25 protein-coding genes are annotated in these 25,574 nt (G+C 35.0%); 23 read left to right on the top strand and 2 right to left on the bottom strand.

Features of this window, described 5'->3' with window-relative positions; genetic code table 11:
• The first annotated feature begins 32 nt into the window (after positions 1-32).
• The 11 genes from rplO to AsAng_RS22815 all read left to right on the top strand — a co-directional run bounded on the left by rplO (position 33) and on the right by AsAng_RS22815 (position 8,451).
• Positions 33-719: a 50S ribosomal protein L15 gene (gene rplO / locus AsAng_RS22865; protein ID WP_264789419.1), complete on the top strand. Its 687-nt coding sequence runs from the start codon at positions 33-35 to the stop codon at positions 717-719.
• Between the two features lie 75 nt (positions 720-794).
• Positions 795-2,138: a preprotein translocase subunit SecY gene (gene secY / locus AsAng_RS22860; protein ID WP_264789418.1), complete on the top strand. Its 1,344-nt coding sequence runs from the start codon at positions 795-797 to the stop codon at positions 2,136-2,138.
• Positions 2,139-2,255: 117 nt separating this feature from the next.
• The gene (infA, locus tag AsAng_RS22855) at positions 2,256-2,474 is read left to right on the top strand and encodes a translation initiation factor IF-1 (protein WP_264789416.1); all 219 of its coding nucleotides are present in this window, start codon (positions 2,256-2,258) and stop codon (positions 2,472-2,474) included.
• A gap of 14 nt (positions 2,475-2,488) precedes the next feature.
• Positions 2,489-2,605 carry a type B 50S ribosomal protein L36 gene (gene ykgO / locus AsAng_RS22850; protein ID WP_072010990.1) on the top strand — a complete coding sequence of 39 codons (117 nt, stop codon included), beginning with the start codon at positions 2,489-2,491 and terminating at the stop codon, positions 2,603-2,605.
• A 31-nt stretch (positions 2,606-2,636) separates the two neighbouring features.
• The gene (gene rpsM, locus AsAng_RS22845) at positions 2,637-3,014 is read left to right on the top strand and encodes a 30S ribosomal protein S13 (protein WP_264789415.1); all 378 of its coding nucleotides are present in this window, start codon (positions 2,637-2,639) and stop codon (positions 3,012-3,014) included.
• Between the two features lie 35 nt (positions 3,015-3,049).
• Positions 3,050-3,436, top strand: coding sequence for a 30S ribosomal protein S11 (gene rpsK / locus AsAng_RS22840; RefSeq protein ID WP_264789414.1), 387 nt, complete (start codon positions 3,050-3,052; stop codon positions 3,434-3,436).
• 62 nt (positions 3,437-3,498) lie between these two features.
• A complete protein-coding gene (rpsD, locus tag AsAng_RS22835) occupies positions 3,499-4,113 on the top strand; it encodes a 30S ribosomal protein S4 (protein ID WP_264789413.1) in 615 nt (204 codons plus the stop codon).
• Positions 4,114-4,231: 118 nt separating this feature from the next.
• On the top strand, positions 4,232-5,230 hold the full coding sequence (locus tag AsAng_RS22830; protein ID WP_264789412.1) for a DNA-directed RNA polymerase subunit alpha: 999 nt from the start codon (positions 4,232-4,234) through the stop codon (positions 5,228-5,230).
• A 137-nt stretch (positions 5,231-5,367) separates the two neighbouring features.
• Complete coding sequence (gene rplQ, locus AsAng_RS22825; RefSeq protein WP_407655306.1) at positions 5,368-5,910, top strand: 50S ribosomal protein L17; 543 nt, start codon at positions 5,368-5,370, stop codon at positions 5,908-5,910.
• Positions 5,911-6,019: 109 nt separating this feature from the next.
• Entirely contained in the window at positions 6,020-7,399 is a 1,380-nt protein-coding gene (locus AsAng_RS22820; protein WP_264789411.1) for a flippase, read from the top strand.
• 53 nt (positions 7,400-7,452) lie between these two features.
• Complete coding sequence (locus tag AsAng_RS22815; protein WP_264789410.1) at positions 7,453-8,451, top strand: calcium/sodium antiporter; 999 nt, start codon at positions 7,453-7,455, stop codon at positions 8,449-8,451.
• 5 nt (positions 8,452-8,456) lie between these two features.
• Here AsAng_RS22815 and AsAng_RS22810 read toward each other — a convergent pair whose 3' ends face one another.
• Complete coding sequence (locus AsAng_RS22810; protein ID WP_264789409.1) at positions 8,457-9,104, bottom strand: DUF6992 family protein; 648 nt, start codon at positions 9,102-9,104, stop codon at positions 8,457-8,459.
• Between the two features lie 409 nt (positions 9,105-9,513).
• Here AsAng_RS22810 and hflX point away from each other — a divergent pair, with 409 nt between their 5' ends.
• The 5 genes from hflX to AsAng_RS22785 all read left to right on the top strand — a co-directional run bounded on the left by hflX (position 9,514) and on the right by AsAng_RS22785 (position 17,688).
• A complete protein-coding gene (gene hflX, locus AsAng_RS22805; protein WP_264789408.1) occupies positions 9,514-10,722 on the top strand; it encodes a GTPase HflX in 1,209 nt (402 codons plus the stop codon).
• Between the two features lie 76 nt (positions 10,723-10,798).
• The gene (locus AsAng_RS22800; protein ID WP_264789407.1) at positions 10,799-11,917 is read left to right on the top strand and encodes an acyloxyacyl hydrolase; all 1,119 of its coding nucleotides are present in this window, start codon (positions 10,799-10,801) and stop codon (positions 11,915-11,917) included.
• A 372-nt stretch (positions 11,918-12,289) separates the two neighbouring features.
• Positions 12,290-13,363 carry a DUF3078 domain-containing protein gene (locus tag AsAng_RS22795; RefSeq protein ID WP_264789406.1) on the top strand — a complete coding sequence of 358 codons (1,074 nt, stop codon included), beginning with the start codon at positions 12,290-12,292 and terminating at the stop codon, positions 13,361-13,363.
• A gap of 1,346 nt (positions 13,364-14,709) precedes the next feature.
• Positions 14,710-15,891 (top strand): amidohydrolase family protein, encoded by a 1,182-nt coding sequence (locus AsAng_RS22790; RefSeq protein WP_264789405.1) that lies wholly within the window; start codon positions 14,710-14,712, stop codon positions 15,889-15,891.
• 63 nt (positions 15,892-15,954) lie between these two features.
• On the top strand, positions 15,955-17,688 hold the full coding sequence (locus AsAng_RS22785; RefSeq protein ID WP_264789404.1) for a hypothetical protein: 1,734 nt from the start codon (positions 15,955-15,957) through the stop codon (positions 17,686-17,688).
• A gap of 60 nt (positions 17,689-17,748) precedes the next feature.
• On the opposite strand, the gene AsAng_RS22780 is transcribed toward AsAng_RS22785, so the two are convergent.
• Positions 17,749-18,882, bottom strand: coding sequence for a thioredoxin family protein (locus tag AsAng_RS22780; protein WP_264789403.1), 1,134 nt, complete (start codon positions 18,880-18,882; stop codon positions 17,749-17,751).
• Positions 18,883-19,390: 508 nt separating this feature from the next.
• Between AsAng_RS22780 and AsAng_RS22775 the strand changes: the two genes are divergently transcribed.
• The 7 genes from AsAng_RS22775 to AsAng_RS22745 all read left to right on the top strand — a co-directional run bounded on the left by AsAng_RS22775 (position 19,391) and on the right by AsAng_RS22745 (position 25,384).
• Positions 19,391-19,837 carry a GatB/YqeY domain-containing protein gene (locus tag AsAng_RS22775; RefSeq protein WP_264789402.1) on the top strand — a complete coding sequence of 149 codons (447 nt, stop codon included), beginning with the start codon at positions 19,391-19,393 and terminating at the stop codon, positions 19,835-19,837.
• 97 nt (positions 19,838-19,934) lie between these two features.
• Entirely contained in the window at positions 19,935-21,101 is a 1,167-nt protein-coding gene (locus AsAng_RS22770) for a CvpA family protein (protein WP_264789401.1), read from the top strand.
• A complete protein-coding gene (locus AsAng_RS22765) occupies positions 21,064-21,672 on the top strand; it encodes an anthranilate synthase component II (protein WP_264789400.1) in 609 nt (202 codons plus the stop codon). Before AsAng_RS22770 ends, AsAng_RS22765 begins: the two co-directional genes overlap by 38 nt.
• A 278-nt stretch (positions 21,673-21,950) precedes the next feature.
• A complete protein-coding gene (locus AsAng_RS22760) occupies positions 21,951-22,613 on the top strand; it encodes a CBS domain-containing protein (RefSeq protein ID WP_264789399.1) in 663 nt (220 codons plus the stop codon).
• A 295-nt stretch (positions 22,614-22,908) separates the two neighbouring features.
• Positions 22,909-24,051 (top strand): alkaline phosphatase, encoded by a 1,143-nt coding sequence (locus AsAng_RS22755; RefSeq protein ID WP_264789398.1) that lies wholly within the window; start codon positions 22,909-22,911, stop codon positions 24,049-24,051.
• Between the two features lie 272 nt (positions 24,052-24,323).
• Positions 24,324-24,965 (top strand): deoxyribose-phosphate aldolase, encoded by a 642-nt coding sequence (gene deoC, locus AsAng_RS22750; protein WP_264789397.1) that lies wholly within the window; start codon positions 24,324-24,326, stop codon positions 24,963-24,965.
• A gap of 11 nt (positions 24,966-24,976) precedes the next feature.
• Positions 24,977-25,384, top strand: coding sequence for a hypothetical protein (locus AsAng_RS22745; RefSeq protein WP_264789396.1), 408 nt, complete (start codon positions 24,977-24,979; stop codon positions 25,382-25,384).
• Positions 25,385-25,574 lie beyond the last annotated feature (190 nt).

The following is a 25,574-nucleotide window of genomic DNA, read 5'->3' as shown; positions in this document are numbered from 1 at the left end:
GATTCTTTATCAATAAAATAATTTCTAATAAGATGAAACTTAATAATTTAAAACCTGCTAAAGGTTCTGTTAAAAATAAAAAGCGTATTGCTCGTGGTGTAGGTGCTGGTTCAGGACGTACTGCCACTCGTGGTCACAAAGGAGCTAAATCTCGTTCTGGAAATTCTAACATGAGATATTTTGAAGGTGGTCAAATGCCTTTGCAAAAATTGGTTCCTAAACGTGGATTCAAAAATACGCATCGTAGATATCAGTCAAGTAGACCAGCTGAATATACTCCTTTGAACTTGTCTCAATTAGAGTACTTTGCTGCTAAACATGATTTGAAAGAAATCACAGCTGCTATTCTAGCTGAACTAGGTATCTGTAGTGCAAACACAGTATACAAAGTTTTAGCAGGAGGCGAATTAAAAACAGCTTTAGAAGTGACTGCTAATCGTTTTTCTGCAAGTGCTAAAAAAGCAATTGTAGATGCTGGTGGTAAAGCTTTTATTCAATTCAAATTGAATACACTTCAAGGTATTGCTGATGCAGATAATGTTGATAAAATTGATGCAGCTCTTATTCGTAAGCACTTTAGCTTTGTAGGAGAAGATGATTCTATCCATGTTATTGCTGATGGTACTATCTCTAATAAACTTACTCTAGAAGTACATAAAATTTCTGAAGAGGCTAAAGCTCAAGTAGAAGCTCTTGGTGGAACTGTAGCACTAGTCTAGTAATGCTAAAAAATTGGAAAAGTAATTTACTTTTCCAATTTTTTCATGCTCTTCATCTAATAATATCTTAAGATAATGAATGGTTTAATCAAAAAATTACAAGATATCTGGGAAGTAGAAGATTTGAGGAATCGTATCTTACTCACAATTGGATTTCTTGCAGTTTATCGTTTTGGAAGTTTTGTTATTTTGCCTGGGATTGATTCTGAGGCATTAAGGAATGCTGTAAGTTCTGGTGAAGGAGGTCTTATTGATCTTTTAAACTCTTTTACTGGAGGGTCATTCTTTAAAGCTGCGGTTTTTGCTTTGGGTATTATGCCTTATATCTCGGCTTCTATTATTGTACAATTACTTGGATTTGCAGTGCCATATTTCCAGAAACTTCAAAAAGATGGAGAGAATGGTCAGCGTAAGTTAAATCAAATAACAAGGGTTATTACAATTGCTATTACGATTGTACAAGGATCTGCTTATTTGACTTATCTAAATTCGCAGCAAGGGGTTATCATGGCTCAAATTCCTCCAACTGTATTTTGGTTAGCTAATATTATTATTCTTACTGCTGGTACAGTATTCTGTATGTGGTTGGGCGAACGTATTACTGACAAAGGTATCGGAAATGGTATCTCGTTATTAATTACGGCTGGTATTATTGCTGCATTGCCAGGTGCATTCGTTAGTGAATTCCAAATTAAGCTAGGTAGTGGTCAATTGATCATTTTTATTGTAGAAATGGCTTTATTTGTGGGAGTTGTAATGGCAAGTGTCGCTTTGGTACAAGCTGTTAGAAAAATAAAAATCCAATTTGCTAAGCACATGATTGGTAGAAATAATCTGAATGAATTAGGTACAGAAAGAGATTATTTGCCAATTAAATTGAATGCTGCTGGTGTAATGCCTATTATCTTTGCTCAAGCATTGATGTTTGTTCCTGGTGCGATTGCTGCTGGGTTGGGGAGCGAGAGTGGGTTTTGGGCTAAGATGGCTGATTTTACATCTTTGCCTTATAATGTTGTCTTTTTTGTCTTGGTTGTATTATTTACTTATGTTTATACTGCTTTGATTGTAAATCCTCAACAATATGCTGATCATTTAAAACGTCAGAATGCGTTTATTCCTGGTGTAAAACAAGGAAATGATACTGCAGAATATATTGATGATGTGACGACATTAGTTACTTTACCTGGCTCTATTGCTTTGGGTTTAATTTCAATTATTCCTGGTATTGCTGCCGCTACGATTACTTCTAATGTTGGATTTGCCATCTTTTATGGAGGTACTTCATTATTGATTTTGGTAGCAGTAGTGTTGGATACATTACAACAAGTTGATGGGCATTTGTCAATGCATGGATACGATGTTAGAAAGATAAAAGGAAGAACAAGAACTACTGAAGCTGAGACTGATTCTGTAGCTTAAGAGTAGTAAGCATAAAATAAAACGACCTAGTTTACGATAAGCTATTATAAAATAGATAGTTAAAAATTAGGTTATTTAAATTAATATTTAGATATTCGCAGTCCGAAAAGAGAATCTATGGCTAAGCAAGAATTAATCCGCCAGGATGGAACTATTACCGAAGCATTATCAAATGCAATGTTTCGGGTTAAGTTAGAAAATGAGCATATTATCATCGCTACAATTTCAGGAAAAATGAGAATGAACTACATTCGTATTCTTCCAGGAGATAAAGTAGCTGTTGAAATGTCTCCATATGATTTAACTAGAGGGCGCATTATATATCGCTATAAATAAAATTAACTAGAATCATGAAAGTAAGACCATCGGTTAAAAAGCGTTCTGCCGATTGTAAAATCGTGCGCCGAAAAGGTAAAGTTTACATTATCAATAAAAAAAATCCTAAGTTCAAGCAACGTCAAGGATAATTAATAGAAGTATAAATTTTAATAGTTAGATATGGCTCGTATTGCAGGGGTAGATTTACCCAAGAACAAGAGAGGTGTAATTGGCCTAACCTATATATATGGTATTGGCCTAACATCAGCTAAGCAAATCTTAACAGAAGCTGAAGTTGATCATAGTGTTAAAGTAAAAGAATGGAGCGATGATAATATCAAAAGCATCCGTCAAATTCTTGCTGATTCGTATACAGTAGAAGGTCAATTGCGTACAGAAATCCAATTGAATATCAAGCGTCTAATGGATATTGCTTGTTATAGAGGATTGCGTCACAGAAAAGGATTGCCTTTGCGTGGACAACGTACACAGACTAATGCTCGTACTCGTAAAGGGAAACGTAAGACTGTTGCGAACAAGAAAAAAGCAGGTAAATAATAAATAAAATCTAATCGACTAGATTATAAATAGTTATGGCAAAGTCTAAAAAAGTAAAAAAGAAGAACGTAAAAGTTGAAGCGCAAGGTCAAGCGCACATACGTGCATCATTTAACAACATCATCATTACTTTGACAAATAATGCTGGTCAAGCAATCTCTTGGGCTTCTGCTGGTAAAGCAGGTTTTAGAGGTTCTAAAAAGAACACTCCTTATGCTGCTCAAATTGCTGCTACAGATGCTGCTAAAGAAGCATATGATTGTGGTTTGAGAAGTGTAACAGTATATGTTAAAGGACCTGGTTCTGGACGTGAAGCTGCAATTCGTGCAATTGATGCTGCTGGAATCAAAGTTTTGACTATCTTGGATGTGACTCCAATGCCTCACAATGGCTGTCGTCCTCCTAAAAAACGTAGAGTATAAATCAGTTGTAAATGCCCTTCTATTACTGGGATTGGTAGTTACAACACAAATGTTATTAAACAATGGCAAGGTACACAGGACCTAGAACAAAGAAAGCAAGAGCACTTGGCGAAGCTATCTTTGGTTATGATAAAGTTTTTGAAAAGAAAAAATACGGACCTGGACAACATGGTCCTTCTAAACGTCGTAAACAAAAATCGGATTACGCTATTCAATTGACTGAAAAGCAAAAAGCTAAATATACTTATGGTGTATTAGAGCGTCAATTCCGCAAAATGTTTGACAAAGCTAGCAGACAATCTGGAAAAACAGGTGAAAACTTGTTTAAATTGCTCGAAGCTCGTTTAGACAATACCGTTTACCGCTTAGGAATTGCTCCTACTCGTAGAGCAGCTCGTCAATTGGTATCTCACAAACACATCGCTGTTAATGGTGTCGTTACCAACATTCCTTCTTGCACACTTCGTCCTGGTGACACTATTCAAGTGCGTGGTAAATCTCAAGGTATGGATTCTATCTTGGAATCTTTAAGCACAAATGCTCAAAATGTTCGTAAATTCCCTTGGTTGGAGTGGAATGGAGATAAAATGGAAGGTGTTTATATCCAAGCACCAAATAGAGAAGAAATTCCAGAGAAAATTAACGAGCAGCTAATTGTAGAGCTTTACTCAAAATAATCCTTTTTAAAGAAACTATTCTTGCTATTTTTAGGACTTCAGATTCGAAGTCCTAAAAATCGTTTAAGGAACAGTCAATTAATTTAGAAATTCTCCACCATCAGATACTAATAATCTTATGAGTTTATTAAACTTCCAAAAACCAGATAAAATCCTTCTTAAGAAAGCAGATGATTTTGATGGTCAATTTGAATTTAAACCTCTAGAGCCTGGCTTTGGTCAAACTATTGGTAATTCTTTACGTCGTGTATTGTTGTCTTCTTTAGAGGGACATGCGATTTCTGCGGTTCGTATCCGTGGCGTTGATCATGAGTTTTCTTCTATCAAAGGCGTGGTTGAAGATGTTGTTGACATCATCTTGAACCTAAAGCAAGTGCGTTTGAAGTATTTGTTAGAAGGCGAGGGGGAAGAAGCTGAAAAAATTTATGCTACTATTAGTGGTAAAGATACTTTTACTGCTGGTGACCTTGGCGAAGCTACTAATGTATTTGACGTAACTAATCCTGATTTGGTTATTTGTCATATGGAAACTTCTGTTACATTAGAGGTGGAGTTGACCGTTACTAAGGGTAGAGGATATGTTTCTGCTGAAGAAAATTTGCCTAAAGATGCTCCTATTGGATATATTCCAATTGATGCGATCTATACGCCAATTAAAAATGTAAAATATGCTGTTTCTAGTAGTCGTGTAGGACAACATACCGATTATGAGAAATTAACTATAGACTTAAAAACAGATGGTACTATTCATCCTGAATATGCGATCAAAGAAGCTTCTAAAATCTTAATTCAACACTTGATGCTTATCTCTGATGAGAACATTACGTTTGATGATGATTCTAGAAAAGAAGATAATATTGTTGATGAGCACATCTTGCACATGCGCAAATTATTAAAAACTTCTTTGGAAGATTTAGATCTTTCTGTTCGTGCTTACAACTGTCTAAAAGCTGCTAAAATTAACTCTTTGGCTGACTTGGTACAGTATGAAACGCATGAGTTATTGAAATTCCGCAACTTTGGTAAAAAATCTTTGGTAGAAATCGAAGAACTTTTGGTTGAGAAGAGTCTTTCTTTCGGAATGGATTTGTCTAAATACAAATTAGACGAAGATTAAGAAAATACAATAGCTGTATTCGTTGAAGATTGATAGCTTTGGCGAATATGGTTTCAACTTATTATAATAAATTACAGTAACGGAAACATCGTTGACCGATTGTAGTATGTGCTGTGAAGTAACTTTAATTATTAATCATGAGACACGGTAAAAAATTTAACCACCTTAGTAGAAAAAAAGGACATCGTAAAGCGTTGTTGAAAAATATGGCAATTTCTTTGATTGCACATAAACGTATTAAAACAACTGTAGCTAAAGCTAAAGCATTGCGTAAATATATTGAGCCTTTATTAACTAGAGCTAAAAAAGCAGCTAGTGAAGAAAAGATCAAAGATGCTACACACCACAGACGTGTGATCTTTAGCCACCTACAAAACAAAGAGGCTGTAAAAACTTTGTTTGGTGAAATCGCAATGAAAATTGCTGATCGTCCAGGTGGTTATGTGCGTATTTTGCGTACAGGTTTCCGCCAAAATGATGCTGCTGATATGTGTATCATCGAGTTGGTAGACTTTAACACTAACGCACTAGAAACTAAAACTACTAAGAAAAAACGTACTCGTCGTAGTAGAAAGAAAAAATCTGAAACTACTACTACTGAGACAGCTACTACTGAAGCAGTTGTTGAAGATAATGAGGATGCTGTGGTTGAAGATAACAATACAAATGAAGAAGAATAGAGTTTCTTCTATCATGATATTAAAAGTCATCTCGGATTATTTCGGGGTGACTTTTTCTTTTTTTAGTACATAAAACCTTGATTAATCAATTCTGTATTAGGTATTATCCATGCAAACTTTCCTAAAATACATCAATGGCATTTTACATCAATTGCTTGGCGAGGAATTAGATGCTAAAATCAAACATTATTTTTTGAGCGGCGCCTATAAGTCTATTTTCTTGCAGGGGGCTATTGCATTGTTAACCTTTTTTACGGGACTTTTTATTGCTCGGGTAACGGGGGATGAAGGTTTTGGGATTTACACTACCGTGTTTACTTGGGTTTCAATTGTTAGTGTAGGGGCTACGTTAGGCTTGGATGATCTGGCACTAAAACAGTTGCCTATTTATAAGGAAAAGAATGAGTTGGCTAAAGTTAAAGGGCTTTTATCTTGGGCAAATGCTTTTGGGGGAGGATTTGGTGTTTTTTGTGCTATTGTTTTATTAATTATAGCCAATTGTACAAATATACATGGGCTTAGTGAATATGCTGATTATTATTTTTGGGCGGTATGGGTCATCCCCTTGTTTGTATTGATGCATGTAAATCAAGCGGCACTTAGAGGACTGCATTTTTTTGGCTGGGGACAGTTTGCTGAGAAATTTGTACAGCCTCTTTCTTTATTTCTTTTCTTAGTAGGAATTTATTGTCTACAGCGTTTTCAGTTGACAGATGAACATGCCATTTTTGCTCGTGTACTCTCTTTTGTTGTTACAGCGATAGCTGCCGTTTATTTACTCCTAAAATATACTAAAAAATATAGAGGAGCAGTAGCTTCTTATGAAATTGGTCTTTGGTGGAAAAGTTGTCGTTATTTTGCAATTACCTCTCTATTATATATCATCAATACTAGAATCGATATTGTATTTCTGGGCTTGTATCAAGTGCCTCAAGCAGAGATAGCTTATTATAATGCTGCCTTGAAATTGTCGGATATGGCATTAATTCCTTTTGCTGTACTTTATACTGTTACTGCGCCGATGTTTTCTACTTTGTATGCTTCTAAAGATATGGAAGCTTTACAGCTCTTTTTTACCAAAACAACTCGATTAGCTTGTTTCATTATTACGTTGATTTTGTTGGTTTTGGTGATTGGAGGAGAGTGGTTTTTAGCTTTATTTGGGGATAGTTTTCGGGCGGGATATCCTGTGTTGTTAATACTTTGTATAGCTAAGTTTGTGCATGTATTTGTCGGGCCTGTTAATTATTTATTGATGATGGTTAATCTTGAAAAAGAAGCAACATGGGGGTTACTGCTAAGTGTTATTTTAACAATTGGGTTGCATTTACTTTGGATTCCTCTTTATGGTATAATTGGCGCAGGTTATGCAACTTTAGTAGGTTTGTTGTTGTTTGAATTTTTAATGGGGTGGCTGTCTTATAGAGCAGGGATAATACCAACTGTATTAGGACGCTTTTTGCGGACAAAGAATAAATCTTCAAAATAATTCTATTACCTTTGTCCAGTTATTTTGGAATCATAATCATTAGAATTACAATCATGGAATTAGCATTGGCATTTGGACTATTGATCTTTGGGTTTATTATCTTAATCAAAGGAGCAGATTTTTTGGTGGATGGAGCATCAGCTGTTGCAAAAAAGTTTAATATTTCCGATATGATTATTGGTCTTACTATTGTCTCATTTGGTACTTCTGCGCCTGAGCTAGTGGTAAACATAGGGGCAGCATGGGAAGGCAAAAATGCAATGATTATTGGTAATGTTTTAGGTTCCAATATCTTTAATACTTGTTTGATTTTAGGAACAGCAGGATTGATCTACCCTTTGGCCGTTCAGAGGGCAACGGTACGAAAAGAACTCCCTTTCTCTATCTTTATAATTTTATTGATGTTTTTCTTGGCCAACGATAACCTATTTTTAGGAGGCAAAGATTACATTTCACATATTGATGGGGGGATATTTTTACTCTTCTTTTTGGGATTCTTATATTATGTATACGCTAGTGCTAAGAATGTAGGAGATAGCGAAGAAGTAGAAGTCATACAAGCTATGCCACTTCCCAAAAGTTTACTCTTGATTGTATCAGGAATGATTGGTTTAGTTTTTGGCGGTGATCTTGTCTTAACCAATTCTGTGAAATTTGCAGAGTATTTTGGAATGGAAGAACGAGTGATCGGATTGACTGTAATAGCAATAGGGACTTCTTTGCCTGAATTGGCAACTTCTGTGGTAGCTGCCCTCAAAAAAAATAGTGATATTGCTATGGGAAATGTAGTGGGATCTAATATCTTTAATATCCTTTTGGTGCTAGGGGTAAGCTCTACAATTTCTCCTAAATTGATAGAATACAATACTGCTGCGAATTTTGATATTGGTTTTCTTTTGGCTTCAACAATGCTTTTAACAGCCTTTTTGTTTATTGGCACAAGAGTGAAACCTACAACTGGTGGTTCGCTAACTTATACTATTGATAGGTGGCAGTCTGCCATTTTATTAATGGCAGTAGTTGGTTATATTATTTATTTATTGGTTAGTTAGTGAACCTAATATAGATAAGGCAGAGGAGGAAAAGAAGTTTCGTGAAGCTTATATTGTATACGAAGCCCCAAACCATAAGCACCAGAAGGTTGAAAACTAATTTTTTTCCAATGAGCATCTAAACGTTTACCATTGTTATGATGAAGTGCAAATGCTATAAAATCGTACAATAAAAGAAAACCACCTTGAACAATAAAGGAGTTTCCATAACCTGTTAGTCGATTATACAAATGGACATTCTGATAATTATTCCTGCCGATTTCTCGCAGCAAAAAACCAAGAGAAATGTACGTAAAATCTAAAACTCCATTTACTAAATAAGTTGTTTTTACTTTTTGAGCTTCTTTTACCGATTCTTCAAAAGATAAGCCAGTGCGTTTGGCTTTTATGCTACTGATAAGACCAGGAACAGCAATTCCTAGGTTGATAAGATTGAAATAAATATTCATTTCAAAGAAATGTTGCCATTCTCCTTGAGTTGTTAAAACTCCAATTGTACCTGCTGTAAGATTGGTGGCGGTCCAGCTTGAAAAGGCAATCATGCCATTGAGGTTATGTTGACACCTTGTTTTATTAATTTCATCTAAAGATACTTGCGCATAAACGGGGGAGAAGTAGCTCAGAAAAAAGAAAAGTAGGCATAGCTTTTTCATAAATTGGGAATATTAGGATAAATAAATCGATTTTGGGGAACTAAATACCTTGTAGATGGTTTGAATAAATACTAGAATTAATTTTTCACTTCTTAATCAACCTATCTCAAGGTTAATACGATGATTTTTAATATACCTATTTAGAATCTAAACCCTCCACTACTTTATTAGATAAATAAATCGACTAATGTATTGAATGATTAATAGTCTTTTGATTCATAGAGGACTATGTGTATCTATTATGTTAAGATAACATAGATTTATTTAGATGTGTTTAATAAAGTCTCCTAGTTTTTTGTCAAAAAACAAAAAACCATAGCTTATTCACTCATATATTTATGCATTATACCCTAATTTAAACTTTTATAGGTTATTTTAGAGGTTCTGTATAGTACAATCAGATTATATTATGGCAAATGAATGGAATTTAGGCGAAAAAAAACGCGCCTTAGTTAAAAATATAGAAAAAGCTGTTATTGTAGGCTTGATTTCAAGTGAACAAACAGTAGAACAAGCAGTAGAGTACTTGGATGAACTAGAGTTTTTGGCTGTTACAGCAGGTGCTGTGGTCAAAAAACGATTTATGCAAAAACTCAGGCATCCTGATAACCGAACCTTCGTAGGTAAAGGAAAAGCCGAAGAAATTCGTGCCTATGTTCAAGAAAATGATATTGAATTAATCATTTTTGACGATGATTTAACCGCAAAACAAGTCGGGATTTTAGAGGAAAGAATGGAGCGCAAGATCTTGGATCGCAGTACGCTGATTTTGGACATCTTTGCTGCAAGGGCTCAAACTGCTCAAGCAAAAGTTCAGGTAGAGCTGGCTCAAATGCAATATCTATTGCCTAGATTAAGAGGTATGTGGGATCACTTGGAACGACAAAAAGGGGGAATAGGAATGCGTGGTCCTGGTGAAAAAGAAATTGAAACAGATAGACGTATTGTACGTGATAAAGTATCTTTGCTAAAAAAGCGCTTGGAAAAAATTGATTTGCAAGCTAGAACACAACGAAAAAATCGTGGAGAAATGATTCGTGTTGCTTTGGTTGGCTATACCAATGTTGGCAAATCTACTTTGATGAATGTATTGGGAAAAGCAGAGGTTTTAGCAGAGAATAAACTATTTGCTACTTTAGATACTACTGTTCGTAAGGTGGTGGTAGATAGAATGCCTTTTCTATTATCAGATACTGTTGGTTTCATTCGGAAATTACCACATCATTTGGTTGAAAGTTTTAAATCAACATTAGATGAAGTTAGAGAAAGTGATTTATTGATACAAGTCGTCGATATTTCTCATCCACAGTACAAAGATCATATTGCAGTGGTCAACAAAACGCTAAAAGGGTTAGGGGCAGAAAATATTCCTATGTTGTATGTGTTTAATAAAATGGATTTGTATTTAGAGCAGAATTTGGATGATCTTTTATTGGATGAAGAACGAGAGGGGCTAATCCAGGAAATGAAAACAAGTTGGGAAATAGAAACGCAGGGAAATGCGTGCTTTATTGCTGCTTTGCACAAAGATGGCGTACAGGAATTGAGAGAAAAACTAAAAACCTTAGTAAACGATCTCTATATAAAGCGTTATCCATACAAAACTAGATTTTGGTAAATGTATCTTTTATACCTGCTTGTCTCCCTATGAAAAAAACAAGCAGGTATAAAAATTTATAAAAACAGAGGAATTTATGCGATTATTATGGATAGGATTGCTGTTGATGTCAGCTTATGGTTTATTGGCTCAAAAAAGCTCCAAAGGAATGTATATAGAGGGGAGTTTTCACTTTGGGAAGGCATTTAAACATCGATCTACCATTACGATTGATTTACCAGACTTTAGTTATGGAACAGAACTTAATTTTGAAATTAAGACCTATGGAAAAAAGCATTGGCATGAGCGCTGTGGTTTTCCTAGATGGGGGCTTGCTGTAGCCTATCAGTATTCTGGTAATGCCGAACAGATGGGGCATTGTATTGCTATCTTGCCCAATGTTACAGTTGATTTTTTTAGGCATAAAAAAATAAGATTATTTGGGCGATTGGGAGTAGGTTTGGGCTTGATTACAAAACCTTTTGATCGACAAACGAACCCACTTAATAATATGGTCGGTTCTTATCTAAATAATAATACGTCCCTGCGCTTAGGAATGGCTTGGCGTATACACAAGAATATAGAACTTCGACCTTCTGCTACTTTTAACCATTATTCGAATGCTGCTTCAACGCTGCCCAACTTGGGTATCAATATCCCTAGCTTTCAATTGGGGATTTGTTATATGCCAAACCCTGTTGAAGAAGAAGATTATATAAAAGTAGCTCCATCAGAACGCCCTCAACGGAGCAAAAGAGTTCAATTTTCAGCCGTTTTTTCGATGGGATTTAGAGAACTTTCTCCTGGGAGTAATTTAAAATATCCAATCTGGCATAGCTCTGTTGATGCTGGTTTGTTTATTACTAGAAATAATCGCCTAAAGGCAGGGATCGAATACGACTATATCGGATCTTCTTATGCTTTTACTAAACATAATGGAGGTTATCAAGATAAGGACTTGCATTGGGAAGCGAGTCGAATAACCCTTTTTGTGGCAGACGAAATTATGATTGGGCGTTTTGCCATTTTGGCACAGCTTGGCTTTTATGTAACACAAAATGTGGGGCAGCCTTGGTTTATGTCAATACGTTTGTCTGGACGGTATTATTTTATGGATCCTTATCTAAACCCTGCAACACCCTTTGTTACCGTTACAATGAAATCTCATAAAATTATAGCGGAATATTTTTCGATTGGTTTAGGGGCAGCATTTTAATGAAAACTAGGAAGATAGCCCTTGTTCTACTTTTTCTACTTTTATATTTGGCAGGAATACACAGTGGCTTGGCACAAAAGGGCACTTCTTTTTTTTCTAAAAAATAGATATTAGCAATTCCTAATAAGAAGTAATTTTTCTCCTATCCAATGAATGATGACCCTTAATTTTTTTATTAAAACAATTGAGAATAGGGAGGAAACTTCTACATTGCATCAACCTTAAGGCTTTTTAGCAAAGCAATGTTTATCTATTAAAAAAATATATAAGTCTGATGATTTTTTTTGACAATCTTTATTGTCAAAAGAAACTATGCACTTAAGTATAATAAACAGATAACCAATCTTAATTAATCACAAAAGTTTAGTAATCATGAAAAAATATTTATTACTAGTAATTGCCACTTTATTTGCTTGTCAAGCGACTCTATCTGCTCAAGAAGAAGATGAAAAAAAATGGAAAGTAGGAGGGGCTATTGGTCTTGATTTTGCACAAATGTTTTTTGTTAATCCTAAGTTTGGTGCAGGGGAAGACAAGATCGGAATAGGAGGAAATATTAGCTTTTTTGCTAAATATAAAAAAGAGCGAGTTACTTGGGATAATTTTGCAGGCTTGACATTTGGTGTTCAGCGTTTGGGAAGTTTCCGAAGAGATATTCCATTTCAAAAATCTGTAGATGAACTACGTATTGCTTCCAATTTTGCTTATGGTATTACAGAAACAAGCCCCTTCGGTTATTCTTTGGATTTATTGTTTCTGAGTCAGGTAACGCCTACTTATGACGGAAACTTGCTTTCTGCGCCTAAAGGATCAAATTTGTCACCAATCGCTCAATTTTTCTCTCCTGCAACCATCACAATTTCTCCTGGTATCGCTTACAAAAAAAGTACAAAGTTTGGAACCTTTAGTGCTTTGTTGTCACCTGCTTCTTTGAAAATGATTATTGTAGGAGATGATGATATTGCTAGAATGGGCTTACACGGAAATCCTTATAGTTTCGATACTTCGGGTGTTTCAGAAGCTGCTTTTAGAGAAGAGTGGAGAGTTGCACCAGATGGTGCTTTTGCAAATGGTGCGGGGTATTATGCTCGCAATTATATTCAGTTTGGTGCAACTTTAAAAGCTGGATATGCCCACAAGTTATTTAAATATACAGAAGGCGATAAAGAAAAACATCGTTTAGTATTGAGTACTAATTTGAACCTATATAGCAATTACCTAAGGTTGCCACAACATATTGATGTAGAGTGGATCACAAACGTAGATTTATTTTTATTTAAAGGTTTGTCTATTTCATTGATGACCAATTTGTTTTGGGACTATGATGTAATGGTTCAAGTGGATGCAGATGGAGATATTGATACAGGAGTTAACGGATACGAAAGTGAAGGACGCAGAGTATCCTTTTTCCAATCTTTGTTGATCAAATATAACTTCTTGTTCTAGAGGTTACTTTATTTCTTTTCAAGAGGAAAATGAGAAAAGTTTCAAAATGAAATGCAGTTGATTCAAAAATAAAATAATAGTGTTTTATTTATATGTGTATTTGACTGTATTTCAGTTTGTTTTTTGTTTTGGCATTGCTTTGGCATAAGAGTAAATGTATCAAAAAGTGATCAAGACAAAAAGATAATAAATTTGGGTTTTAATTGGGGTGATTTAGGGCTCGCATGAATGGGAATACGTGCGAGTCCGAATCTTTCGCCAGAAAAGCTACAAAGAAAAAGATAATAAATTTGGGTTTTAATTGGGGTGATTTAGGGCTCGCATGAATGGGAATACATGCGAGTCCCAATCTTTGACCAGAAAAGCCGCAAAGAAAAAGATAATAAATTTGGGTTTTAATTGGGGTGATTTAGGGCTCGCATGAATGGGAATACATGCGAGTCCCAATCTTTCACTAGAAAAGCCACAAAGAAAAAGATAATAAATTTGGGTTTTAATTGGGGTGATTTAGGGCTCGCATGAATGGGAATACATGCGAGTCCCAATCTTTGACCAGAAAAGCTACAAAGAAGAACATAATAAATTTGGGTTTTAATTGGGGTGATTTAGGGCTCGCATGAATGGGAATACGTGCGAGTCCCAATCTTTCACTAGAAAAGCTACAAAGAAGAACATAATAAATTTGGGTTTTAATTGGGGTGATTTAGGGCTCGCATGAATGGGAATACATGCGAGTCCCAATCTTTGACCAGAAAAGCTACAAAGAAGAACATAATAAATTTGGGTTTTAATTGGGGTGATTTAGGGCTCGCATGAATGGGAATACGTGCGAGTCCCAATCTTTCACTAGAAAAGCTACAAAGAAGAACATAATAAATTTGGGTTTTAATTGGGGTGATTTAGGGCTCGCATGAATGGGAATACGTGCGAGTCCCAATCTTTCACTAGAAAAGCTACAAAGAAGAATATAATAAATTTAAGGCTCGCATGTATTAGAAACCCGCAAAGCTTATATAGCAAAGCGGAATAATACATGCGAGTTTTTTTATTAAAAATAAGGCTTATATCTTAGGATGTAAGCCTTATTTTTTTGAAAAATTATAACTTTGTTCAATTATGAATTTAAGAAAAAATCATTACTCCGCTAGAAACCACATGAACCCAGCTTGCTGACTCACCTGCGTAGGCTTGTAGCCAAAGCGATAAGGGACTAGCAAAAACAGGTAGCTAACCAACGAGCAGCTTGGTGCATAAACGTAGTGCACGAACAGCTTGGTACTGTGTACCAACTGGGATGCCCACCAATAGGGCTGGGAACTAATTAGCGGAGTATAAAAAAATGAAACATGCGAAAAATAACAGCAGATTGGGTTTATCCTATTAATCAAGACCCTATTCCAGAAGGTGTTGTAATTATTAATGAAGCAGGGCAAATACAACAATTAGATATTCGTTCAAACTATGATATATCGGAATTAGAAATCCATAAAGGGGTTATTATTCCTGGTTTTGTGAATACTCATTGCCATTTAGAACTTTCGCATATGAAGGGGAAAGTTAATACTGGAACAGGGCTGATTCCTTTTATTACGAATGTAGTACAACAAAGAGGAGCAAGTGAAGCAACCATTCAAGAAGCAATTGCTCAAGCTGATTTAGAAATGTATGAAAATGGGATAGTGGCAGTTGGAGATATTTCAAATGTAATAGACACTTTTTCTCAAAAAGCAGTTAGCAAATTGCGTTATTATACCTTTACAGAATTTTTTGATTTTTTGCAATCAAGCAATGCTCAAGTAGAGTTTGATAAGTATAAAGCAGTCTATGATCAATTAGTCTTGCCAACTGCTCATCAAAAAAGCTGTGTCCCTCATGCTCCATATTCTGTTTCGCCTGAGCTGTTCAAGTTGATTAATGCTGTTAATGCTGGAGAAAAAAGGACAGTTAGCATCCATAATCAAGAAACCCCACCAGAGAATCAATTGTTTTTAGAGAAAAAGGGAGGTTTTGTAGACTTTTATGGAGGTTTTGGTATTGCTTTAGATGGCTTTGAGGCGAGCCAACAGCCATCCATTAATTATGCGCTAAAATATATGGACCCCAATCATAGAACCTTGTTTGTTCATAATACATTGAGCACAGCAGCCGATATTCAAGCCGCTCATGCTTGGGGTAAAGAAGTTTATTGGGCTACCTGTCCGAATGCTAATTTGTATATTGAGAATAATTTACCAAACTATCAAGCCTTTATAGACAACGATGCACAAATGACAATAGGTACGGATAGTTTAACGTCAAATTGGCAATTATCTATTTTAGAGGAACTAAAAACGATTGCTAAATATCAGTCTTATGTACCTTTTCAGACCTTGTTAAAGTGGGCAACTCTTAATGGTGCCAGAGCGCTTGGCTTTGAAGATGATTTAGGGAGTATTGAAGTGGGCAAATCTTGTGGGTTGAACTTATTGTATGATTTGAATCAAAAAGGAGAATTAGGAAAGGATACAAAGGTAAAACGCTTGGTTTAGTAGGCGGTACTCATTCTTCAATGCGCTTAAAATCAATCATCAAAAAGCATTAAAAATATAATTATGAAAAATTGTATCTTATGGGGTTGGCTATTTTTTTTAGGACAGGTTGTCAATGCTCAAAGCTCGCTTACCGCACCACTCAATGATGTTAATCATTACCTTCATGATCGTACAGAAATTCGAACAGGGAATTTTGGTGGTATTCATAGTGTATTAAAACCATTAATGCGTAAAGATATTCGAATCTATCAGGATAAAGTTGTTGACTCCAATTATTGGAACAAAAATAAACGCTCCCAAAGTGATTATGACTATGTTCATATTGATTATAATGACGATGATTCTACCATTCAAAGCAAAAAGCCTTTTTTTAAGTTTTTATACCCAAAGGGCGACAAATCTTTTTTGAAGCACTTTTACAAGACGCCTGCTCATTTATTAGAAGTTCGAACCAAGCATTTTTATGCGAATGTAAATCCCATCTTGCACTTTAAGGGAACATTTGAACAATTTAACGGCACTAGTCGCTTACTGTTTTTGAATAGAAGAGGAGCTGCTATACGGGGAAACATCTTGAATAGAGTCTATTTTTATACTGATGTGATTGAAACACAGGCTGCACTCCCTCACTATGTAGAAAATCGAACCAATAGGGATTTTGCGGTGCCAGGGGCAGGTTTTTTTAAGCAGTATGACAGTAATTTAAGCCCAGGAAAGGATACCTCAGGAGTTGATTATTTGGTTGCACAGGGCTATGTAGCAATTGATTTACTAAAAAATCATATTGGGATTCAGTTTGGGCATGGTCAAAATTTCATTGGAGATGGGCATCGTTCTTTATTTTTATCAGACTATTCTACCAATTATTTTTACCTCAAACTAAACACAAGAGTTTGGAAAATCCATTATCAAAATATCTTTGCAGAATTGACACAAAATTATGGGCAAGCACATCGAGCATTTGATTTAGCATTGCCTAAAAAGTATATGGCTGCTCATCATTTGAGTATTAATATTCTTAAAAACTTAAATATTGGTTTGTTTGAAGGCGTTATTTTTAGTCGAGGGGGGAGATTTGAACTACAATATTTGAATCCAATTATTTTTTATCGTGCAGTAGAACAGGCAGTAGGTAGCCCTGATAATGTAGTGATTGGTTTGAATTGGAAATGGAATTTTCTAAAACATTTTTCTTTTTATGGGCAGTTTTTGCTGGATGAATTATCGGTTGGGGATTTAATTCGGTTAGGTGGAGGTTGGTGGGGCAATAAGTTTGCGCTTCAAACAGGGCTAAAATATATAGATGCGTTTGGGGTAGATCACTTAGACATGCAGGTCGAATTTAACATGTCAAGACCCTATACTTATAGTTTTAGAGATAGTTCTGCCAATTATACCCATTATAATCAGCCCTTGGCACATCCATTGGGAGCCAACTTTTTTGAATGGATTGGGATTGTGAATTATCAACCCTTACCAAGGATGAACATTCGAGGGCAAATTAACTATTCTATCTATGGGCAAGATTCCTCAGGATCGAACTGGGGAACTAATCCTAGTATTGGATACAATTCGAGAATGCAAGAATTAAACAATCAAGTTGGGCAGGGAATTCGTACCAATTTATTAATTGTTCAACTGCATTGGTCTTATCAAATAAGACATAATTTATTTGCAGATTTCCAGTTGATGTACAGAAGGGAAGATGCTAGTGTTGATGATTTGGACAACAATAGCCTTTTGTTAGGTCTGGGCTTAAGATGGAATATCAGTGAGAAAATGAGGGATTGGTAAATACGATTTAGAAATTTGGAGATGATTTACATTGTTTCATCTCCAAATTTCCAAATAAGCTTAGGATTTTATAAAACTAGATTTTTCACCACTCAACTCATTTGCTTTTTTCATAACTTCCTCCGCTTCCTCTACTCGCCCTAATTTGCGCAAAAGATCGCTATGAGTACGCAAATATTTAGGGTTGAAATCAATGTTAGTAGCTTGCTTTGCCCATTTTTCTGCTTTTTCTAATAATTTAGTTTCATTGGTTTTAATTAAAAAAGTATGAGCATATTGATGTAAGGTTTTGGCATCTCGTTTGGCATATTTTTTTAGAAACTTATCTGTAGAATTAGCATAAGCTTCCATATCCTTTGTACCCGCAGCATATTTAATATCGGCCAACATACTATACTCTTTTGCAAATTTAGGGTTGGCGGCTTTCATTTTTGTTTTAGCTTCATTTACTAAACTAGCGACGTTAAACTCAATTGCCTTATCGATCGTTGCATCACAAGCTGCTTTTATTTTTTCTTGAAAATCAGCTTCTGATTTGAGCGCAACAATTGATGTTTTATGTAAGATGGCTAATTCAAAAATCTTAGAATCAGCCTCATTGGCAAAATCAAATAAAAACTCTAAATTCTCATCGTTGGTCAATTCCTTTTGAGTTTTTAGGTATTCATTTGCTATTTTTAAATTAGGTTTGGCACTATTTAAAAGGGCATAAGCATAGGCTCTTAAAAAGGCAGGCTCACGATTTCCTTCTTCATACTGCTTGGCATATTCGCCAGATTTGTCATTTTTGCTCAATGCGACTTTTCCTAAACCTAAGAATTGATCAGCAGGTCTACCGCCTTTTGCAGCATGGACTACTTCCCCTTTTTCGTCTAAAAATAATAAAGTAGGATAAGAACTAACTCTATATTTGCCAGCCAATCGAGGCCCTTCCCCTTTTTCCATATCTACTTTGATATTGATAAAATGCTTATTAAAAAACTTGCCAACTTCGGCAGCCGAAAATACATCTCTAGCCATACGTTTACAAGGGCCACACCAAGAAGTGTAGGCATCCATAAAAATAAGTTTATGTTCTTTTGCGGCTAATGCTTGAGCTTCTTTGAAACTGCCCTTGAAAAAATGAATGCCTTCGGAGGCAAAAACAAATTGTAGGCTAGCCAATAAGATTAGTCCTGTAAGAAGTTGTTTCATTGTCTGTCAGTTGTATGAAAAAATAAATAACTGTGATTGACCTCATTCAAAAAATTGTTTTATTTTCTAAATGCGTTCAATACATTATAACTGTATCTTGAAAAATTTAATACTCCAGTTACTTATTTACTTAAAATGTGCCAAATAGGATCAACCAAAGAACAAATTTAACACAGTATATATTTAGTCGGAATAATTTTGAAGTACCGTTTAATCTAAGCGCAAAAAGATCTAAAACCTTACTTTATTTAATGCTATTTCTTTTTGCCCTGTACCTAGTTAATAGCTAAAAATACAAATTTTTGTGGCTAGAGTTGAAGATAAAATAGATTTTAGTGATTATTTAAGAACTTTTTTGGGTCAAAATGCATTCTGTAATAGAATTTGTTATTTTTACACATTAAATAATTAAAAATCAATATAGTTGGTGAAATGGCTTGATTTTCTGGCAAATCCGCTAAATTAAGCTTTTAGTTACAAACTATAAAATTAAAACAAAAGTAGTGTTATGAGTTTGACTGACCGTATCAATGCGGGCATCAAAGATGCCATGAAGCAGAAGGATGAAGCTAGAAAACGTACCTTGCGTGCCGTTAAAGCACAGTTGTTATTATTAAAAACAAGTGGCTCAGGAGAAGAAATTACAGAGGATCAAGAGATCAAACTCTTGCAAAAAATGGTCAAAGAACGTCAGGATTCTTATGAAATATATTCAAAACAAAATCGAGATGATTTGGCAGGACCAGAGAAAGAGGAAATGGACATCATTAAAGAATTTTTGCCTCAACAAATGAGCGAGGAAGAATTAGCAGTTGCCATTAAAGCGATTGTAGAACAAGTAGGAGCTAGTTCTATGAAGGATATGGGGAAAGTAATGGGAATGGCCAACAAACAATTTGCAGGAAAAGCAGATGGCAAAACAATTTCCATGCTGGTAAAGGGTTTATTGTCATAAAATAATTAAGAATAATACATAAGACGTGGGTTATCTCGAATTTACCAGAGTTTGAGTTGACCCATGTTTTGTTTTTTGGCAAAATATAACGTTCAGAATGAGCTATATCAATGCAGTAGATATCTTATTTATAATAATGGCGGCCTTTGGTTTTTATTTTGGGTTTAGCTTTGGGTTGATGAAAGTTGCCTTGATGGTACTTTCGCTTGCCTTCGCTGTGTTAACAGCAATGGCTTTTACACCTATGACAACCAATATTATTATTGATACCTTTAATATTGATACCGTATTTTTGCCTTTTATTGCTTTTTTTATTACCCTCTTAATCGTTTTGATGTTGGCTAGAATCTTGACAAAGCTGATTGAAGAAACAGTCGACAATAAACGCTTTGATATAATTAGCCAAGTAGTGGGGGGATTAGTAATGGGGATTATTTTTACTCTACTATATAGTGTATTGGTTATTTTCTTTGGTCAAGCAGGCGTAGTCAAATTAATTTTTAATGATGAAATAACAGCGGTGCAAACGGATCGAGATATTCGTTTGGTGGCACCTGCCAAAAGAACAGGGCTTCCAGATACCATTTATATGAAAATTGATGATGATCATAACCCCTATAAATTTAAAGGTAGAAAGGAAAAAAAGGAGGATGAGGGCGCTGCAAGCTTAAGCTTTGGTTTTAAGCATATAGAAACAAATACCTACCGTGGTTATGTTGGAACAACGAAGCAACAATGGGATATCTTACCAGAGGATACGGTGAGAGTCAAATCAGGTGGACAATTATACTTAATGATTGAAGATCAGATGCGTTGCTTTTGTGATAGCACCTTTTTGGTTGAGTCGGTTAATAATACAATCAAATTCCAATGTATGGATGATTATTTAGCAGCCAAAAGCACAACCTCTTTCTTTTACAAATATATTGAAGTTATCCCTCAAAGAGGAACCCAGGTGATGAAGGGAATTGCTCCATTCATTAAAGAATTTTTAGATTATATGAGTATTGCCTTAGAGCGGTTGAATGAGCAAAAGGTACCCAAGGATAAGCCAATTAATGTTTATTCTGAAGAAGAACATAAAAACGTTGTGCAACCAGTAGAGGAATATGAAACACCAGAGCCAGACTTACAACCAAGAGATTCTTTAGAATTTGCTAACGATTCTATTAACCAACCAACGATTAGCCCAACGAAAGATACTATATCTAACACTGAAGAATCAGATGATGAACCTGAAGAAGAAGTTGAATATGAAGGATGATATGCATTTGTTGATCTTAGACAACTATGATTCTTTTACTTATAATCTATACGACTATTTCTGCCAATTAGGCGCAAAATGTACCGTTATACGGAATGACAAAATATCCATTATGGAACTAGAGCAGTTTCATTTTGGGGGAATTGTCCTTTCTCCTGGTCCCCAACGCCCAGCCAATGCAGGAATATTAATGGACGTAATCGCCCATTTTTACACTAAGGTGCCCATTTTAGGGATTTGTTTGGGAATGCAAGCTATTGGAGAATACTTTGGTGCAAAACTTGTACATGCATCTATACCAATGCATGGCAAAACTTCAAAAATAAAGCATAACGGGGAAGCGCTTTTTAAAAACATTCAAAATCCAACACAGGTAATGCGCTACCACTCTCTATTATTAAAAGACTTGCCAACTTGTTTAGAGCCTATAGCTTGGACAGAACATCATGAAATTATGGCGATTCAACATCAAAACTACTCCATAAAGGGGCTACAGTTTCACCCTGAATCTATTCTGACCATTGAAGGCTTAGCTATTTTGGAAAATTGGCTGAGTACTTGTGTAAAATAAATTGCCCAGCCTTGAAGCCTGTTGTTGTTCAGTTGCCTATGCTTTTTTCTTGTAAAAAAGGGGGCGGTGATGATCAAAAAAATGACAGATTCAAACACATAAAAATAGTCCAGAATCTTAAAATAAACTTAAAATAAGCACTTATAGACGCAAAAAAGGTTATTTTTTTGTTTTTATAAGGTAACATATAATGCACACTTCATTATTAAGGAAGAATAAAACGTTTTTTTATTGTTCCCTTATGAATAAAATTTTTAACAGACAGTAACAAAGATAATATGTATGCATCAACACTAATATCATATTCTGTACCTCCGCTTAAACTCAATGATACAGGAGTAAAGGCATTGTTATGGATGAATGATTTTCATGTAAGGCATTTACCAGTTGTTGAAGACGGCAAATTATTGGGGATTTTGTCAGAAGACGAAGTGCTTAATTTTGTAGATGCGGAGACAACAATTAAAAAAAGCCAACCTGTTTTATTGCCCAAATTTGTTCCTGCTCAAAAACATCTCTACGATATTATGAAACTGGTCGTCAATTTTAATTTGACCGTTATACCTGTTCTTAATAATGAAGGTGACTATATGGGGTTAATTACGATAGAAGACCTAATTCGAAAATTAGCAGACACAGGTTCTATCACGCATCCAGGAGGGGTGCTTGTCTTAGAAATGGCACCTAGAGATTATTCATTGTCAGAAATATCTAGGCTCATTGAACTAGAAAATGCAACCATCTTAAGCAGTTTTATTTCTTCTCCTTATGGTACGAATACATTGGAGTTGACATTAAAGTTAAATAAAGAGGATCTTAAACATATTGTTGCTACCCTAGAACGGTTTGGATACGATGTGAAATCTTCTTTTTATGAATCTGAGTTTATTGATACGCTTAATGATCGTTATGAAGGATTAATGCGTTATTTAGACGTCTAACTTAGCACAACGTTATTTATAGAACATAAAAAATGGGCTAATTTTTTAGCGTATAATTAGATTTTTTGAGGTTGAAAGTCATCCTAGTGATTTTATTCTAGGATGACTTTTATTATTTTCTATAACCAATAATCAACTTATTTCTACCAGTTACTAAACGTTAGTTTATGCTTGTTAGCAATCTTTAGTGTTTTTCTATCTTTGAGAGAACCTTTTATCACAAAGGCATTGTTAGAAAAACAAAATAAATAGGGAAAAAATGTAATGAAGTCTATTACAAATTGGAATATACTAAATGAATAAATTAATAACCATAATTTGCTTGTTGCTTAGTTTTAGCTGTACCAATTCTAGCGCTCCTAAAAAGGATAAAGAAAAAGCTAAGATGACAAAAATTGAAGAAAAAGAAGTAAATACATTTGTGTCTAATGAACGCCCTAAAAATGTTATTTTTTTGATTGGGGATGGAATGGGATTAACACATATAACAGCTGGTGGAATTGCCAAGAAGGAGGCCTTAGCACTAGAGCAGTTTCGTCATATTGGTTTGGTGAAGACTTACTCCACTAAATTGATAACAGATAGTGCTGCTGGAGCAACAGCAATGGCTACTGGAACAAAAACGTATAATGGTGCTATTTCAATGGATGTACATCAAAAAAAATTGAAAACAATATTAGAACATGCAGAAGAGCATGATTGGCGTACAGGAATTGTAACCACGGCAACTGTTACGCATGCTACTCCTGCCTGCTTTTATGGGCATCAACCAACCCGAAGTCGTGTGAATCGAAAGTTGGCTGCTGAATTTATGACCAAAGATATAGAGGTTTTAATGGGGGGAGGATGGAATTATTTTAAGGATGGATTAGATGGTCGAGATTTAATATTGGAAGCTCAAACTAAAGGGTATTTTGTAACGGACAATATCCAACAAGTCGGAGACTATCGACCAGAACGAATGATTTGCCTAATTTCTCCAAAGTTGCCCCCTAGACTGGAAGAACGGGGGGCGTTTTTGCCTTTAGCTGCTGAAAAGGCGGTTGATGTATTAAACTTATCTGCTCAGTCTAATTTTTTTCTGATGATAGAGGGAGCTCAGATTGATTGGGGAGGACATGAAAATAAGTCGGATTATATCATTGAAGAAATATTAGATTTTGATCAAACGATTCAAAAAGTTTTATCTTTTGCCCAAAAAGATGGCAATACTTTGGTGCTGGTTACTGCTGATCACGAAACAGGAGGATATAGCATTACAGGGGGAAGTAAAAAAGAAGGAAAGGTTGATGGAAAATTTACTTCAGATTATCACACTGCAACCATGGTTCCTATTTTTGCTTATGGACCTGGAGCGGAATCCTTTACTGGGATAATGGATAATACGGAAATCTTCTACAAACTAAAGTATTTAATGAATTTGGGAGAGGACAAGTAATACTGATAGAGCATCACTTTATTGGTAGGATATAGGAATTGAGTTGGAACAAAATAAAAAAAACTAAAATTCCATTTTGAATTATACCCATAGGAGTTAATAATATTACTACTTTTACCTAATAATTTGGTAAAACAAATGAATGGAGTTCGTCTCAACATTATAATAAAAGACAACATTCTAATGTATGTTGTCTTGATTTTTTAATAAGTAAAAAAGAATAAAGGTTAATACTGTGCTTATTGGTTTTAGCCTAGGTTTTTCTCCTATCAATGGAATTAAATAATTATATCGAGAATACTCTATTGAAATCGGACACAACAACAATAGATATAAAAAAATTGTGTCAAGAAGCTTTAGAATATAAGTTTTCAGCAGTTTGCGTACCACCTTTTTATGTCAGAACTGCTGTCTCTCTTTTAGAAAAGGAAGCCGTTAGGGTTATTACAGCTATAGGGTTTCCTATGGGCTATCATGCAATACCTGTAAAAGTTGAAGAGGCTAAAAGAGCCATAGACGAAGGGGTGGATGAAATAGAAATGGTTGTAAATATTGCTGCTGTAAAAGATGGAAATTGGTCTCATGTTAGAAATGACATAGATAGCGTTACAACTGCTGCTCATTTAAAGGGGAAAAAAATTAAAGTTATTTTAGAAACAAGGTTCTTAACTGGTGAAGAAATAAAAAAACTCTGCGAAATCTGCTGTGATATACAAGTTGATGGTATAAAAAATACCATGGAGCTAGAAAGAGAGGATAATACACTAGAAATGGTAACCCTTCTAAAAGAACATACAAAAGGAATTGACTTAATTGCTGTTGGCGGAGTTAGGTCGAAAACTTTTGCAGTGAAACTAATAGAGGCAGGAGTTTCTAAATTAGGAACTTCTTTAGGTCCTCAACTCATAAAGTAGATCTTATTATTATGAAATGGATGATAACGATTATTGGTACTCTATTGTTGGCTAGCTTTTGCATGGGACAAAATAGCGAAGGTATTGTTCGTATTGTTGAGGAGGGGGCTATAAGACAGGTGCTAGATCATAGAAAAGCGCTTAACTTTTCTAAAGATAGAACACTAAAGGTATGGAGTGTCCAATTGTTTCTAAGTAGGGATAAATACCTTGCCACACAAAAAGTAGCGGAAGCAAAGAAAAAAGCTCAAAATTTGACTTCTAAGATTGATTGGTTTTATGAAGCGCCTTATTATCGTATTTATGCAGGTGGTTTTTATACAAAACTAGAGGCTGTTTCATTATTAAATGAATTAATAGAAATGTATCCTGATGCTATTGTTTTTAAAAATACAGAAGCTAAACCCGCCGATATGTAAGGATTAAATATTATTTTTAGTTTTAAAATGTTGGTTTTTAGTAGTTTGTGATTTTTGGAGTTGTAGGGTGTGTTTTTTTAGCTTTAAAAACTTGTGAAAACCAAAAAGGGATATTACCTTTGCTTTCACCTCAAAAGAGAGGTAGTGTGTAAATGAAAAGCAAAAAAGACGACAAAAATAATTTTAGAAA

Origin of the sequence: Aureispira anguillae (assembly GCF_026000115.1) — a bacterium.
GTDB classification, from domain to species: Bacteria; Bacteroidota; Bacteroidia; order Chitinophagales; family Saprospiraceae; genus Aureispira; species Aureispira anguillae.
Note: the sequence above shows the minus strand (reverse complement) of the source record. Positions and strands in the feature narration are given on the sequence as shown.